At 64.7% G+C, this 14,627-nt stretch carries 13 protein-coding genes; 5 read left to right on the forward strand and 8 right to left on the reverse strand.

The features are described 5' to 3' along the window. Positions 1–136: 136 nt before the first annotated feature. From K2O51_RS17055 to K2O51_RS17075, 5 genes are all read right to left on the reverse strand, one after another. The gene (locus K2O51_RS17055) at positions 137–397 is read right to left on the reverse strand and encodes a hypothetical protein (RefSeq protein WP_011297096.1); all 261 of its coding nucleotides are present in this window, start codon (positions 395–397) and stop codon (positions 137–139) included. Between the two features lie 45 nt (positions 398–442). Further along, a complete protein-coding gene (locus K2O51_RS17060; RefSeq protein WP_140950927.1) occupies positions 443–703 on the reverse strand; it encodes a hypothetical protein in 261 nt (86 codons plus the stop codon). Positions 704–1,037: 334 nt separating this feature from the next. Continuing rightward, a complete protein-coding gene (locus K2O51_RS17065; RefSeq protein WP_140950928.1) occupies positions 1,038–1,538 on the reverse strand; it encodes a dihydrofolate reductase in 501 nt (166 codons plus the stop codon). Next, positions 1,535–2,329, reverse strand: coding sequence for a thymidylate synthase (locus tag K2O51_RS17070; protein WP_140950929.1), 795 nt, complete (start codon positions 2,327–2,329; stop codon positions 1,535–1,537). Before K2O51_RS17070 ends, K2O51_RS17065 begins: the two co-directional genes overlap by 4 nt. Before the next feature lie 130 nt (positions 2,330–2,459). Then, positions 2,460–3,173 carry a TerC family protein gene (locus K2O51_RS17075; protein ID WP_011297100.1) on the reverse strand — a complete coding sequence of 238 codons (714 nt, stop codon included), beginning with the start codon at positions 3,171–3,173 and terminating at the stop codon, positions 2,460–2,462. Positions 3,174–3,699: 526 nt separating this feature from the next. Here K2O51_RS17075 and egtD point away from each other — a divergent pair. Next, positions 3,700–4,815: an L-histidine N(alpha)-methyltransferase gene (gene egtD / locus K2O51_RS17080; protein WP_011297101.1), complete on the forward strand. Its 1,116-nt coding sequence runs from the start codon at positions 3,700–3,702 to the stop codon at positions 4,813–4,815. 84 nt (positions 4,816–4,899) lie between these two features. Continuing rightward, positions 4,900–6,156 (forward strand): SUMF1/EgtB/PvdO family nonheme iron enzyme, encoded by a 1,257-nt coding sequence (locus K2O51_RS17085; RefSeq protein WP_140950930.1) that lies wholly within the window; start codon positions 4,900–4,902, stop codon positions 6,154–6,156. A gap of 100 nt (positions 6,157–6,256) precedes the next feature. On the opposite strand, the gene K2O51_RS17090 is transcribed toward K2O51_RS17085, so the two are convergent. Together K2O51_RS17090 and K2O51_RS17095 are read right to left on the reverse strand one after the other, a co-directional pair. Beyond that, positions 6,257–8,155 (reverse strand): DEAD/DEAH box helicase, encoded by a 1,899-nt coding sequence (locus K2O51_RS17090; protein WP_011297103.1) that lies wholly within the window; start codon positions 8,153–8,155, stop codon positions 6,257–6,259. An 814-nt stretch (positions 8,156–8,969) separates the two neighbouring features. After that, on the reverse strand, positions 8,970–9,194 hold the full coding sequence (locus K2O51_RS17095) for a hypothetical protein (protein WP_011297104.1): 225 nt from the start codon (positions 9,192–9,194) through the stop codon (positions 8,970–8,972). A gap of 496 nt (positions 9,195–9,690) precedes the next feature. Here K2O51_RS17095 and K2O51_RS17100 point away from each other — a divergent pair, with 496 nt between their 5' ends. After that, a complete protein-coding gene (locus tag K2O51_RS17100; RefSeq protein ID WP_011297105.1) occupies positions 9,691–11,748 on the forward strand; it encodes a serine/threonine protein kinase in 2,058 nt (685 codons plus the stop codon). A gap of 19 nt (positions 11,749–11,767) precedes the next feature. Here K2O51_RS17100 and K2O51_RS17105 read toward each other — a convergent pair whose 3' ends face one another. After that, positions 11,768–13,009 carry a formylglycine-generating enzyme family protein gene (locus K2O51_RS17105; RefSeq protein ID WP_011297106.1) on the reverse strand — a complete coding sequence of 414 codons (1,242 nt, stop codon included), beginning with the start codon at positions 13,007–13,009 and terminating at the stop codon, positions 11,768–11,770. 327 nt (positions 13,010–13,336) lie between these two features. Between K2O51_RS17105 and K2O51_RS17110 the strand changes: the two genes are divergently transcribed. After that, complete coding sequence (locus K2O51_RS17110) at positions 13,337–13,762, forward strand: DUF4399 domain-containing protein (RefSeq protein WP_011297107.1); 426 nt, start codon at positions 13,337–13,339, stop codon at positions 13,760–13,762. 26 nt (positions 13,763–13,788) lie between these two features. After that, positions 13,789–14,217 (forward strand): DUF4399 domain-containing protein, encoded by a 429-nt coding sequence (locus K2O51_RS17115; protein WP_011297108.1) that lies wholly within the window; start codon positions 13,789–13,791, stop codon positions 14,215–14,217. The last annotated feature ends 410 nt before the right edge of the window (positions 14,218–14,627 follow it).

Here is a 14,627-nt window from a genome sequence, read left to right on the forward strand (position 1 = left end):
CAGTGAAAAGAAAGACCGCCCGAAAAACGAGCGGTCTTTTTTTTGTCCCTGGCGTACGGCGGCCGGGCCGGGCTTGGGGCGGATCGCCGAACTGCGCCGGCTTCTCCGCGCCTTTCCTCCGTTCCTGCTTCGCGGCTCAGTGCTGCAGAGCTGCGACAACGCCCCCCACATTGTTGATCGAGTTCATCACGCTCTTCATGTCGACGTCCGTGCGGGTCGAGGCATCGACCTGCGTGACGGGCGCCACGATGGTGTTCGGGCTGGCGAACGACACGCCGCCCGCGCTGGTGATGGCATTGACACCGCTGTTCAGGAACAGGCTGCCGCCGCGCACTGCGCCCATCTTGGCGCGGTCGAGGTCTTGTTCGAGCGGAAGGTTCTGGATGGTCAAGGACATGATGGTCTCCTGGAATCGAATTGGATGAATGGGGTCGCGGATGGCTTAGAGCTGCATGGCCTGCACGATGCCGCCAACGTTGTTCAGCATGTTGGAGACCGACTTCATGTCGATGTTGGTGCGGGTCGAGGCATCGACTTGCGTGACGGGCGCCACGATCGTGTTCGGGCTGGCGAACGACACGCCGCCACCGCCGGTGATGGCGTTGACGCCGCTGTTCAGGAACAGGCTGCCGCCGCGCACGGCGCTCATCTTGGCGTGGTCGAGGTCTTGTTCGACGGGCAGGTTCTGGATGGTCAGGGACATGATGGACTCCTTGGATTTGCTGGCTTGGTTGGCTTGGTGGAGCACGTTTGCTGCGCTCGCAGGCATATACGCATGGGGTGTGCCAGGGCGCGCCAGTATCTTCTTCGACGTCTCAAGTCACTGAAATCAAAAGGAAAATCGGGTTTTCTGCCGGCTGGCGACCAGCACGGCATGGTGCTGCCATGTTCGATGGCGGCCAACATATCGCCGTTACCTGTTCGCGCACCAGCGACACATCGTGCTCCAGCCGCTCGAAAACACGTTGGAGGCATAGGCGAAAAAAAAAGCAGGTGCGGATCGCACCTGCTTTCGTATTGAGCCTGGCCGGCCTTTTTTACTCTTCCCCGGAAGGCGGCCGATCATACGTCACGAACGCATAGTCAAAGCCATTGGCTTCCGAATGATGCGTTTCACGCGACGTCTCGATCCATTTCGCCTGATCGATGGCGGGGAAGAAGGCATCGCCCTCTACATCCGCATCAATCTCCGTCACGACTAGCCGATCCGCACTGGGCAGCGCTTCGGCATAGAGCTGCGCACCGCCGATCAGAAACACCTGTTCGACGCCTACGCAGAGCCTTTGCGCATCTTCCAGCGAGGTGGCAACTTCCGCGCCTTCCAGTTTCAGATCCGCGTTGCGGCTTACGACAATATTGCGCCGCCCAGGCAATGGCCGGCCAATCGAATCCCAGGTCTTGCGACCCATGATGATCGGCGCGCCCATGGTAGTCCGCTTGAAATGCGCGAGGTCTTCGGGCAACCGCCAGGGCAGCGTGTTGTTGCGGCCGATGGTGCCATTGCGGGCACGTGCGACGACGAGAGTCAGCAACGTCATACGGCCACCGGTGCCTTGATGGCGGGATGCGACTGGTAGCCGACCAGCTCGAAATCTTCGTAGCGGTAGTCGAAGATGCTGTCCGGCTTGCGCAGGATCTTCAGCGTCGGCAGTGGCAGCGGCTCACGCGACAGCTGCGTCTGCACCTGCTCGTAGTGGTTGCTGTAGATATGGCAATCGCCGCCGGTCCAGACGAAATCGCCGACGTCCAGCCTGGTCTGCTGCGCGATCATGTGCGTGAGTAGCGCGTAGCTGGCGATGTTGAACGGCACGCCGAGGAAGATGTCGGCGCTGCGCTGATAGAGTTGGCACGACAGACGCCCATCGGCCACGTAGAACTGGAAGAACGCATGGCACGGCGGCAGCTTCATGCGCGGGATGTCGGCCACGTTCCAGGCCGAGACAATCAGGCGGCGCGAATCGGGGTTCTCGCGGATCTGGTTCAGCAGGTCGGTGATCTGGTCGACATGGCGGCCGTCGGGCGTCGGCCACGAACGCCACTGGGAGCCGTAGACCGGGCCCAGTTCGCCGTTCTCGTCGGCCCATTCGTCCCAGATGCTGACGCCGTTCTCCTGCAGCCAGCGCACATTGGTCGAGCCTTGCAGGAACCACAGCAGTTCGAGGATGATCGACTTCAGGTGCAGCTTCTTGGTGGTGACCACCGGGAAGCCCTGGCTCAGGTCGAAGCGCATCTGGTAGCCGAAGACCGAGCGCGTGCCGGTGCCGGTGCGGTCGGCCTTTTCGGTGCCATGCTCGTACACATGGCGCATGAAGTCGAGGTACTGTTTCATCGGCGCGGCGGGATGGGAAGTGACGCGGGCGCTGGCCCGCAAACCGGACATTTTAAAGCAAGAAGGGCCACCCCTTCGGGCGGCCCTTCCGGCAGTGGCCAAGGCAGTTGCCCTGGCGCGGCGGCAAGCCTTAGTGGCTGCCGGCCGGTTGCTGTTGCTGATGTTGCCCGCGGCGCTTCTGCACCAGGTAGCCGCCGCCAAGCACGCCGCCGATGATCAGCACATACAGGCCCCAGTTGACCACCGGGTTGGCTTCGAAGAACGCCTTGACCAGCGGCTCGTGCACGATCATCTTCACGGCCGTGAAGGCCAGCACGCCCGCGCCGACGTAGATGATCGCCGGGAAGCGCGCCATCAGCTTGAGCACCAGGCTCGAGCCCCACACCACGATCGGGATGCTGATCAGCAGGCCAAGCACCACCAGCAGGAAACTGCCGTGCGCGGCGCCGGCCACGGCCAGCACGTTGTCCACGCCCATCACCGCGTCGGCGATGATGATGGTCTTCATCGCGCCCCACAGCGTGGAGGCACCGGAGCCGTGCTCGTCGCCGTCGCCCTCGTCGGACAGCAGCTTGTAGGCAATCCACACCAGCGCGAGACCGCCGATCAGCAGCAGGCCAGGGATCTTGAGCAGCCAGACCACGCCGATCGTCATGGCCGAGCGCACGACCACGGCACCGACGGTGCCCCAGACGATGGCTTTCTTCTGCAGGTGCGACGGGAGGTTGCGCGCCGCCAGCGCGATCACGATCGCATTGTCGCCGGCCAGGACCAGGTCAATGACGACGATGGATAGCAGTGCCGTCAGGAACTGCATCGTGAACAGATCGGTAATCCACTCCATGAACTCTCCTCAAGTACGAATAGCCGCAAACGTGCGTTGGGTTCGCCTGGAGTCACAGAGTGATGGGGGACCGGGGGTCGCCTTTGCAAACCGTGATTCCAGGTTGCAAAGGTCTTGCTCGACGTCTGGCGCGGTCTGCGCACCAGTGTCAGCACAACCGGAGACGTCAGTCTCGGAATGACGATTGTGCTAAGGGCCTGGCCCCGGAGCTACTCCCCTTTGAAGGGACGCGGACTGATTGTTTCCGCGTTGGGCCGGATTATAAACGAATTGTTGCGCGGTGGCGGCATGGGGAAGATACCGGGTTCTGCCGGATGTTGTGTGTGCGACACATGCCGTTGCGCCCCTATCTTGCAATGCAGCAGCGCAATTGCCGCGCGGCATCTATTCTTGAACATCGACTTTCGGCCGATGCGTCCCGGACAGCACAGCGGCGCATCCCGTGAGCCAGCGCGACCCCACGCGAGCGGGGACGTGTATGCCTCGGGGAATAAGAAGTGGATCCACGACCACACAAGGAAACGTCATGCCGGCTGTCCCGACCCCGCTTAACCGTTCCCGCTCCAACAACTCACACCACAACGCCCACGATACCGACGACGCCAACAATGCTCACGCCGCGCATGCGGAGGCCGCCACGCACCCCTCGCTGGTGACGTTGTCCAACGGTCATGCCGCGAAGGACGTGCCGCCGCAACCTGAGTTCATCCAGCAGTACCACGAAGACAGCAGCGCATTGCGCGAGCAGGTACTGGCCGGGCTTCGGAAGTCCGATGCGAGTATCAGCCCGAAGTTTTTCTATGACGTGCTCGGCTCGCGCCTGTTCGAGGCGATCACCGACCTGCCCGAGTACTACCCGACACGCACCGAGGCTGCGATCTTCGCCAGCGCGGCGCCTGCCATTGCCGCGCGCGCGGGCAGTGGCTGCGTGCTGATCGATCTCGGCGCCGGCAATTGCGAGAAAGCCGCGAGGCTGTTCGGGAGCCTGCGGCCGGCGCAGTACGTGGCGCTCGATATCTCGGTGGAGTTCCTGCGCGGCACGCTGTCATGCCTGCAACAGCAGAATCCGGATATCCCGATGCTTGGACTCGGCGCGGACCTTTGCGGCAGCTTCGACCTGCCGCGCAGTGTCAGGCGCAACAGGCGGCTGTTCTTCTATCCGGGCTCGAGCATCGGCAATTTCGCGCCCATGGACGCGCTTGCGCTGCTGCAGCGGTTGCGCGGCGCCGCCGGGCGTGGCGATGGCGTGCTGATCGGCGTGGACCTGCTCAAGGAAGAGGCCACGCTGGTCGCCGCCTATGATGATCCGCTCGGTGTCACCGCTGCGTTCAATCGCAACGTGCTGCGCAACGTGAACCGCATCGTCGCCACGGATTTCGATGTCGACGACTGGCGCCATGTGGCGAGCTTCGATCGAGAGGCGTCGCGGATCCAGATGCACTTACAGGCGCGCCAGCCGGTCAGGGTGCGATGGGACGGCGGGGAGCGTCGGTTCGGCGAAGGCGAGCGCATCCATACCGAGGACTCCTACAAATACCGTCCCGGCGATTTCGCCTTGCTGCTCGAAGCTGCCGGCTTCGACGACCCGGTGTACTGGACCGATCCACTGGGCTGGTTCGCGGTGTTCCACGCGCGCGCCTGAGGCGCGCCCTTGCGTGGTGTCATAATGGCCGCAGCCATGGCGGGCGGCCGCCCGTCTTCGTCCTTTCCGAACGGATGCTTCCCGATGAGCGGCTTCTCCATGCTTCCCGATCTCTACTTCAGTGGCGGCCAGGCAGGCTGGTCCGACGCCCGCCGCCTGCCCCGCGAGGGGCTGGCCCAGGCGCTGGTCGATGCGCGCAGCCGCACCCTGGCCTGGCTGGCGGTGTTCGGCCAGACGCGCAAGGCCTGGGATGTGCCGCGGCAATACGATGCGGATCCGCCGCTGTGGACGCTGGGGCATATCGCCTGGCACGCCGAATGGTGGTGCCTGCGCGGCGTGCGGCAGATCGATCGTGGCGGCGTGCCGGTGCCGGTGGCCAGCGACCCGTCGCGCCTCGATGGCGCCGACGAGTGGTTCGACCCCGACCGCATCGGCCCGGACGAACGCTGGGAAATCGTGCTGCCCGACGTCGCCGTGGTCAAGCAATACGCCTCCGATGTGCTCGACGGCCTGCTGCGCCGCCTGGCGCTGCTGTCCGACGACAGCGACGTCACGCTGTACCCGTTTCGCCGCGCGCTGTTTCTGGAAGACGCACAAGCCGAGAACCTGGCCGCATTGCTGCAGGCGCTCGGGCTGGCACCTGCCGCGCCGGTTGCACCGGGACCCGGTGTGTCGGTCGCGCATGCCGGCACGCTGCACTTTCCCGGCGGCCGCTTCACGCAGGGCTGGTCGGATCCGGACGGCTACGCGCAGCCCGATGAACTCCCCCCGCAACCGACCTATGTGCCGGCATTCGAGATGGACGCCGCCCTGGTCAGCAACGCGCAATTCCTCGAGTTCGTCCAGGACGGCGGCTATGAGCATCCGGCCTGGTGGTCGACTGCCGGCCGGCAGTGGCTGATGACGCAGGAGCGCTCCGCGCCGCGCTACTGGTCGCGGCATCCTGAGTCGCGAGCATGGATGACCGAGCGATTCGGCACGCTGCGCACGCTCAATCCTGACGAGGCCGTGCGCCACGTCACGCTGTACGAAGCGCAGGCGTGGTGCGCATGGGCAGGGCGGCGCCTGCCCGTGGAAGCGGAATGGGAACTCGCCGCATTGCAGAACCGTGGTCTTCAGTGGGGCAGCTTGCGCGAGTGGACGGCGTCGCCGTATGAACCGTATGCGGGGTTTGCAGCGTCGCCATCGGACAGTGAACTGGTGGCGCGTTTCGGGACACACCAGGCGGTACGGGGCACGACGTTCGTCAGTTCGTCCCGGCAACGGCATGTGCGGGCAAGGCTCGCTTTGCTGCCGGAGGAGGACGTTGTGTTGGTGGGGTTCAGGAGTTGTTCGATGTAGGCAGGCCTGGTCTCTGCGCTGACCGGCGAAGACAAAAAAAGAGCACCCCGCGGGGTGCTCTTCTTCTTCACGATACTGGCGCGATGGCGCCGGCATGGTCTTAACGCTCGTAGCGCGAACGGCTGTTGCCGTTGCGTTGGCCGCCGAAGCCACCTTCACGGTTGCCGAGGCTGCGGCCGCCATCACGGCCGCCGCGGTCGCCGAAGCTGCGGCCTTCGCCACCGACCTTGCGGTCACCAAAGCTGCGGTCGCCGAAGCTGCGTTGCTCGCCGCCACGGTAGCCGCCGCCTTCACGGTTGCCGAAGCCACGGTTGTCGTCACCGAAGCTGCGGCCGCCTTCGGGGTTGGCGCGCTGGCCAAAGCCGCGATTGTCGCCGCCGAACTTGCGCTCGCCACCGAAGTTGCGGTCGCCGCCGCCGAAGCTGCGTTGCTCGCCGCCACGGTAGCCGCTGCCTTCACGGTTGCCAAAGCCACGGTTGTCATCACCGAAGCTGCGACCACCTTCCTGGTTGCCACGGTTACCGAAGCCACGGCTTTCGCCACCGAACTTGCGGTCACCGAAGTTGCGATCGCCAAAGCTGCGCTCACCGCCACGGTAGCCGCCACCATTGCCACGGCCGCCCGGCTTGCCGCCGAAGTTCGAGCGCGGCTTGGGCGAACGGCGCGGCTCCAGGCCTTCGATCACCGAAGCGTCGATGCGGTTGTTGGTGAACCGCTCGATGCGCTTCCACTGGAACGTGTCGTTGTGGTTCACCAGGTTGATCGCGACGCCCGAGCGGCCGGCGCGGCCGGTACGGCCGATACGGTGCACATAGTCCTCGGCCTGCTTGGGCAGGTCGAAGTTCACCACGTGGGTGATGTCGGGCACGTCGATGCCGCGCGCGGCCACGTCGGTCGCGACCAGCACGCGCAGATTGCCGCGGCGCAGTGCGGTCAGGGTGCGGTTGCGCGCGCCCTGGGTCATGTCGCCGTGAAGCGCGCCGGCGGCAAAGCCGGTATCGGACAGGCGTTCGGCCAGCGAGTCGGCGTCACGCTTGGTGGCCGTGAACACGATGGCTTGCTTGAGCGTGGCATCGCGCAGCAGGTGGTCGAGCAGGCGTTCCTTGTGCGACATGTCGTCGGTGAAGTGCAGGCGCTGTTCGATATGGCTCTGGTCGGCGCGGGCCGCGGCGATCTCGATGCGCTGCGGATCCTTCAGCTGGCGCGAGGCGAGCTGGGCGATGCGTGCGTCGAGCGTGGCGGAGAACATCAGCGTCTGGCGGCTAGCCGGGGTGGCGTCGACGATCGCGTCGATGTCATCGGCAAAGCCCATGTCCAGCATGCGGTCGGCTTCGTCGAACACGAGCATGTCGAGTGCGGACAGGTCGATGCGGCCGGCCGAGATATGGTCGAGCAGACGGCCCGGCGTGGCCACCAGGATGTCAGGCATCTTGGACAGCGCGGCCAGCTGCTTCGGGTAGGGCATGCCGCCCAGAATGCTCGCGCACACGATGCGGCGCAGGTTGCGGCCATACTTGGCAGCGGCTTCGGTGACCTGCAGCGCCAGTTCGCGCGTCGGCGTCAGCACCAGCAGTGACGGCTGTGCCGGCGACGGGCGGGGACGCTTGCCCTTCATGCGCTTGGCCGGTTCCGTCGGGCGGTTCGTTGCGGGCTTTTCGCTGATGCGCTGGATTGCCGGCAGCATGAACGCCGCCGTCTTGCCCGAGCCGGTCTGGCTCGACACCAGCAGGTCGCGGCCGGCCAGGAAGGCGGGAATGGCCTGCGCCTGAACGGGCGTCGGGTTGTTGTAGTTCAGTTCGGAGAGGGCACGCAGGATGGCCGCATCCAGGCCAAGCGTGGCAAAGCCGTTGGTGACTTCCTCTGCCGCGACGGTCTCGGTCACTTGCGCGGGGTTGAGCATGGCGTCGAGCTTGTCGAGCGGGCTCTGGACAGCGGAAGTGATCGAAGCGTCGGTGGCGGAGGCAATAGCTTGCTCCGCACGAGTGTCGTGCTGGGTCATGTCGTAAGGATCAAAAATGCATGGCACCCCTGGCAAAGCAAAAATAGGGGTGGGCGCAGTGCAAAGTCTTAAAAAAGGCTTCGGCGCCAATCGGTGAGGCCGTTACGACAGACTCAGCTGACAGTACGGCGGCAGGCAGGGTATCGGCAGGCGCAAAGGCCAGCCACATGGTCCCTGGCAGGCAAACAGCTCAATTCAGGCTGTTCAACAGGATCGGAGACGAGGCTACGTCGGTGAGCGGTGCGTTCTGTCGGCAACTGACACAGCAATACAGACGCGGTCAGTGCGGAGAAACAGAGCTTGGGAGGGCAGCGGAATCGCCTTGGCGGGATGTGCCTGGCGGGTGGCGGAACTCACAGTTGCGAAACTCACGGCGCGGATTATAGCAGAACCGTTGAATTTTGTTGCGGTGCGAAAACGTAACCGGATATGTCAGGAGGCCGGCACATCGGCGCTGGCTCTGGCACTCTGGGCTGCCTATTGCCAATTCCGGGTTGAAAGCGGGAGGGGCCATCCTATACTCAAGGCGCGAGCACTGGATTGCTCGCCCGGGGCGGACAATAAAGTTCCCGTACTGGCCTTCTACAGCGATATCGCATCACTGTTCGCTGTGAGCATTGCGGTCATTGTCGTCACTGCCAGAATTCCTGCGACTCTCCGGGTGGTCCGGTGGGACGTCCGCGTCATGGGCGGAATCATGGGAAACCTGCTTGACATGGAATGACCGAACTGCTGATGGCGTTGACCCAGAAGGTCCGGGGCCGTCCGCAACCAAGCCCGCCAGGCAATGGCGGGCTTTCTATTTGTAGCTGCGTCACTTGCGCGGCAGTTTGCCTTCGATGCGTTCCAGCGGCCTGACATGGGGGTTAGCCGGCCAGCCTTGCGGATAGGTGACGAGCCGCGAGGGTCCGCGCTGCCGGATTCCATGCCAGCCACGGCCCGCGGCGCCGCCGCTGCGGCTACCGCCGAGAATGGCGGTCATGGCATCCCTGTCCAGGTCGATGCTTTCACTGAGGTCCTTGATGACGATCACTGCCATGGTGTTCTCCGGTCAGGGGGCGCCGCGGCCGCGTGGCAGCAACGCCGATTCAGTATAGGTGCACGTTGCGGCCCAAGCGGCCCGCAACCCCACGCGCTGCGACTAGCGCTGCGCAACGGCCCGGTCGAAGCGAAATGCATTGACCGGGAGGCAGAAAAACGCAGGAGTTATGCCAGTATTGCGGCCTTGGACGTGCGTGGTGAGTGACAGCCAGTTGCCATGCGGGTTTGCGGGAAAAATCGGCAATCCGGCAACGCTTGATCCGTCGACCGACATTCACTGAACTGACCGGAATTCACCAACAGACGTGTGTTCGCTGTTGGGCGCATCCCAACAGCAGACCAACTTCAAGTGACCCATCCGCTTGCAAGGTGGCAAGTGCGCCGCGCCGCGGGTACGCTCGGTTTGCGGATGCCAAGAGTGCGCACTAGTATCCATCGTGGACGGTGCGCTTGCGTGAGGGCGTTCCGCTTGCATCGACTTCGGGGCAACGCCGGTGGCCAGTGTCAAAGACCTGATTCGGAAGTTCCAGAACGGCGGACTGTCCGACGACGAGTTTGTTGCGTCGTTCGATATGGCGCTGGCGCACGAGCGCACCACGCCAAGCCAGCTCGCACGCGTGATCATCGAAGAAAACACGCGCTTCCCGTTCCCGCCCGCGGTTTATGCCGAAGTCATGCGCCGCATTGAACGCAGCGGTACGACGCAGTTCGATCCGGCAGGCGAATCCACGCGCATGGAAGCTCCCGTGACGGGCTCGCTCTATGCCACGTCACCGGCGGTCGGCACGGTGCCGCCCGCGTCGCGGCCGAAGGGCGTCGGCGACACGCTGAACGGTCGCTTCGTGCTGGAAGAGTGCCTCGGCGTGGGCGGCATGGGCACGGTGTACAAGGCACTCGACCTGCGCAAGCTCGAGGCATCGGACCGCAAGCCGTATATCGCGATCAAGGTGCTCAACCTGCAGTTCAGCGGCCACCCCAAGTCGTTGATCGCGCTGCAGCGCGAAGCGCGCAAGGCGCAGACGCTGGCGCACCGGAATATCGTCACCGTCTACGATTTCGACCGCGATGGTCCGGTCGTCTTCCTCACCATGGAATACCTGTCGGGCAAGCCGCTGAGCCAGGTTCTCAAGGCGCCCGGCTTCGACGGCATGCCGATGACCCGGGCCATGCCCATCGTCGCGGGCATGGGCCATGCGCTTGCGTATGCGCACGAGCGCGGCTTCGTGCATTGCGACTTCAAGCCCGCCAACGTCTTCCTGACCGACAGCAACGAAGTCAAGGTGATCGACTTCGGCATCGCGCGCGGTTTTCTGCCCCCGGCGGATGAATCGGATAAGACCGTGTTCGATCCGGGCTCGCTCGGCGGCATGACGCCGGCCTATGCGAGCCCCGAGATGTTCGAGCATCGCGAGCCCGATCCGCGCGATGACATCTATGCGCTGGCCTGCGTGACGTATGAACTGCTGACGGGGCGGCATCCGTACGAACGCATGTCGGCGAACCAGGCGCGCGCGGCGGGACTCAAGCCCGTGCAGCCGAAAGAGCTGTCGCGTACGCAGTGGAGGACGCTGCGCCAGGCGCTGTCGCTGGACCGCGAGACGCGTACGCCGAGTGTCGAACGTTTCCTGGCAGGCATGAGTACGGGCTCGGCGGTGTCAGCGCGTCAGCGGCCGGCGCTGCTGGCCGGCGCCGCCTTGGCCGCAGTCGTTGGCGTGTCGGCGGTGGGCTATTACGCATGGCGTACCAGCCGAACGGCGCCGACACCGCCAGTCGTGGCCCAGGCGGACAGTGCATCGGCCAAGCCATCGACGCCGCCCGCATCGACGGCATCCGAAGCGCCTGCCGCACCGCCGTTGGCTGCGCGCCCGAAGGCGGAGGTGTTTTCCATGCCGGCAGTGCTGCGCGTCGTGGCCGCCGTGCCGTGTTCGCTGCTTGTCGCGAATTCGCCGGAGAACGGCAGGGTGCGCGTGCGTGGGTACCTGGCCGAAAGCGTGGGCGCATCGGGCCTGCGCGAGCAGCTCAATGCGCTGCCGGGCGTGAAATCGCTGGACGTGGACACGCAACCACTGAGCGCGGAAAAATGCGATATCGCCCGCATGATCGCGCCATACTGGTCCGGCCGTCGTGAAGGCGCATCCGCATCATCGCTGCGCACGCGCGGCAACCGCAAGCAGCTCACCGAAGGCACGCCGCTGGTGCTGGAACTGCGTACGCCCGCGCAGGACTCCTACGTGTACCTCGATTACTTCGCCGCGGACGGCAACGTGGCACACCTTGTGCCGAGTTCGCGCGTGCAAGCGCAACAGGCGCCGGCGAGCTATAGCGCAACCGTTGGCGATGGCGGGGAGTGGGTCATCTCGCGGCCGTTCGGCACCGAACTGGTGGTGCTGCTGACCACGCCTGCGCCGCTGTTCGATGGACGGCGCTCCGACGTGGAGTCTTGGCAGGACTATCTGAAGGCGATGGAAAAGCCGCTCGGGCAGATGGCGCACAAGTACGGTCAGGACCGCATCAGCGCGGACCTGGTGGAGATCTCCACGCGCGCGAAGTGATGTTGGAAAGGTGCAGTTGCTACTTCAGGTCCCGCGCCACGCGAAAACCGTTCTGCGATTGCCGCACGCTCGAACTGTACTTGAAGCGCGTCGACGACACCATGTAGCTCGCGCCTTCGCGCCACGATCCGCCGCGGATCACGCGCGCGCCGCAACTGGCTTCTTCCCAGCTCCGGCCGTCGGTGGGCGCGTTCTTGTAGCTGCTGTGCCAGCAGTCGCGAACCCATTCCCACACGCTGCCGTTGACGTCGTAGAGGCCGAACGGATTGGCCGCGAACGATCCCACGTTAGCCGGCGCATCCTGGCTCCACGGGTCGCCGCAGTCCTTGCAGTTGGCCGTGCCCTTGCGCATCTGGTCGCCCCACCAGTAGGCCGATGCCGTGCCGCCCCGCGCCGCGTATTCCCATTCCGCTTCGGTCGGCAGACGGTAGGTCTTGCCGGTGGTCTTGCTGAGCCAGGTCACGTACTGCTGCGCGTCGTCCCAACTGACATCGCGCACGGGTGAGTTCTTGGCACTGTTCGCGACGGTGGCGATCCGATCGCAGCCACCGGTGTCGACGCAGGCGTTCCACTGTTCGACGGTCACTTCATAGCGGCCGATCGCAAACGGCTGGCTGATCGTAACGTGGTGAGAAGGCTTTTCCGCTGGGTCGCTCGCATTGCTGCCCATGGTGAAGCTGCCGGCTGGCAGGCTCACCAGCACGGGGCAGACCGGGCAATCGCGAATCTCGCCTTTGGCTTCGACAGGCGGCTTGCGCTCGCCGCCCACGCTGACCGAACCGGTAGCCGTGGTGCCCGGACGCGAAGGCGGCGCTTCTGATGGCGCGGCACCTGCACCGGCGACGGCACCGGCGGCAGCGGTAGCCGGCGGTGCGGAGCGCTGCGGCGACGGGGTTGCCGGTTTGGCAGCGGGTGGCTGGGCGGCCTTGGCGCGTTCCGGTGGCGGGGTCTTTGCAGCGGGCGCACTGGCGGCCGCGAGGCGTTCCATGCGGGCCCGCGCAAGCGCCGCGAAACGGCCGTTCGGGTATTGCTTGAGATAAGCCTCGTAGTCGCCGGCGTAGTTGCTGTTCTTGATCGATTCCCAGAACGTCAGTTCGTATTGTTCATCGCTGTTCTTGGGCAGGATGCCGGCGAGCAGCAGCGGCGCACTGTTGCCCGCAACCGATGCTTCGCCCGCGGTGGCGGGGACCGCCATGCCACCGAGGATCGCGCCGAGACTCAGCGCGGATGCGATCAGAACGACAGGAGCTTTGCGCCACATTTTCGGACCCCGTTGGAACTGCGGCCAGCCCGATGCGCGCGCTGTGGGCGCCTGGGGCGCATTGTGGTGTTGCCGCGACGTCGGCTTGCTTCAAGATAGCACAGCGATTGTGAATCCGGAGGTGCTTGCATCGGCGCCCGTGGCGCCACAGCGCATGCGTGTCGCGCAAAGCCGCTGCGAAGATGTCATCGCGAGTTCGCTTTTTGCCGGGTTCCGTTCTAACCTGAATACCGAATCGCCGAGCGCTGGCCAAGAGCAACCAGAAGAACCACGGGCTTGCGGGACAACGTGATCGGGTATTCGGACACTCTCCGGGAGGCGCCGCGTATGTCCAGACGATTCCTGCTCCGCCTGTTGGCGGCCATGGCCATGGCCGTTGTGCCATCCGTCTCGATGCCGACTTCGGCGCCGCAGAATGCGGAGGTCTACATCATCTGGCCGCCGGACGGCGCGGTCATTTCTGGCGGCAAGTTCTGGATCCGCATGGGCCTGCGCAATATGGGCGTCTGTCCCAAGGGCATTGAGTCTGCCAAATGCGGCCATCATCACCTGCTGATCGATACGGACCTGCCGCCGCTGGACAAGGAAATCCCTTCCGACAAAAACCACCTGCACTTCGGTGCGGGGGAAACGGATGCGCGCATCGAACTGCCGCCAGGCAAGCACACGCTGCAACTGCTGCTCGGCGATGCCAAGCACGTGCCGTTCGATCCGCCGCTCTACTCGAAGAAGATCACCATCACGGTGAAATAGCCGAACCAGCGCGAGGGGGATCCACCATGTTCAAGCTGCTAGCCGCCACGTTGCTCGGCGCGTGCCTCCTGCTGCCAGCCGCGGCCATGGCCGGCGACACGCCAGCGCCGCCGGATGCGTACCTGTACATCGGCTTTCCGAACAACGGGCAGGTGCTGCCCGCTGGCAAGCCGTTCAAGGTTTGGTTCGGCTTGCGCAACATGGGCGTGGCGCCGAAGGACGTCAAGTACCCGAAGACCGGCCACCACCACTTGCTGATCGACGTGGACCTGCCGCCCATGGACAAGGAAATCCCGAACGATCGCAATCACCTGCATTTCGGTGCGGGCGAAACCGAGACCATGGTCGAGCTGCCGCCCGGCAAGCACACGCTGCAGTTGATCATGGGCGACGACAAGCACATCCCGACCAATCCCCCGGTCTACTCGAAGAAGATCACCATCTACGTGAAGTGAGTCCCGCTGCGTAGCGGCCAGCGGGCCGCCACGCGTCCTGGCGCGCGCTGGCCGCGCCGTCCTCCGTGGCACCCCGTTCGCTGACGCGCACTGTCGCATAACACCAGACAGTGACGGGCCAACTGTTGGTTACCGACCGCCAGTGGGCGCGATGCCAATGTGACCCATCATCGCCGACGCCATCCCCCGTTGCACTGAAAAGCGCTTGTTTTCGAGGCTTTGCTGTCGATGCCGCCTGCACGGCGCGACGCTGGCACACCCTGTGCAATGGTTATCCGGGAAGCAACACCGGAAGCCATCTGCCGATGCGCATCTCCGACCTCACCGCCAACCTCATTTCGGGGTTGGAGCGCGCGCAAGCGCGAACCACAATACAGACACGCAGGGCGGCGCCACTTCGGTGGCGGCGT

Origin of the sequence: Cupriavidus pinatubonensis, assembly GCF_019602855.1 — a bacterium.
Lineage (GTDB): Bacteria > Pseudomonadota > Gammaproteobacteria > Burkholderiales > Burkholderiaceae > Cupriavidus > Cupriavidus pinatubonensis.

Excerpts from the sequence above, each read along its gene's own strand:
- K2O51_RS17055 (WP_011297096.1), bottom strand. The coding sequence starts at position 397 with ATGTCCTTGACCATCCAGAACCTTCCGCTCGAACAAGACCTCGACCGC.
- K2O51_RS17060 (WP_140950927.1), bottom strand. The coding sequence starts at position 703 with ATGTCCCTGACCATCCAGAACCTGCCCGTCGAACAAGACCTCGACCAC.
- K2O51_RS17065 (WP_140950928.1), bottom strand. The coding sequence starts at position 1,538 with ATGACGTTGCTGACTCTCGTCGTCGCACGTGCCCGCAATGGCACCATC.
- K2O51_RS17070 (WP_140950929.1), bottom strand. The coding sequence starts at position 2,329 with ATGAAACAGTACCTCGACTTCATGCGCCATGTGTACGAGCATGGCACC.
- K2O51_RS17075 (WP_011297100.1), bottom strand. The coding sequence starts at position 3,173 with ATGGAGTGGATTACCGATCTGTTCACGATGCAGTTCCTGACGGCACTG.
- egtD (WP_011297101.1), top strand. The coding sequence starts at position 3,700 with ATGCCGGCTGTCCCGACCCCGCTTAACCGTTCCCGCTCCAACAACTCA.
- K2O51_RS17085 (WP_140950930.1), top strand. The coding sequence starts at position 4,900 with ATGAGCGGCTTCTCCATGCTTCCCGATCTCTACTTCAGTGGCGGCCAG.
- K2O51_RS17090 (WP_011297103.1), bottom strand. The coding sequence starts at position 8,155 with ATGACCCAGCACGACACTCGTGCGGAGCAAGCTATTGCCTCCGCCACC.
- K2O51_RS17095 (WP_011297104.1), bottom strand. The coding sequence starts at position 9,194 with ATGGCAGTGATCGTCATCAAGGACCTCAGTGAAAGCATCGACCTGGAC.
- K2O51_RS17105 (WP_011297106.1), bottom strand. The coding sequence starts at position 13,009 with ATGTGGCGCAAAGCTCCTGTCGTTCTGATCGCATCCGCGCTGAGTCTC.
- K2O51_RS17110 (WP_011297107.1), top strand. The coding sequence starts at position 13,337 with ATGTCCAGACGATTCCTGCTCCGCCTGTTGGCGGCCATGGCCATGGCC.
- K2O51_RS17115 (WP_011297108.1), top strand. The coding sequence starts at position 13,789 with ATGTTCAAGCTGCTAGCCGCCACGTTGCTCGGCGCGTGCCTCCTGCTG.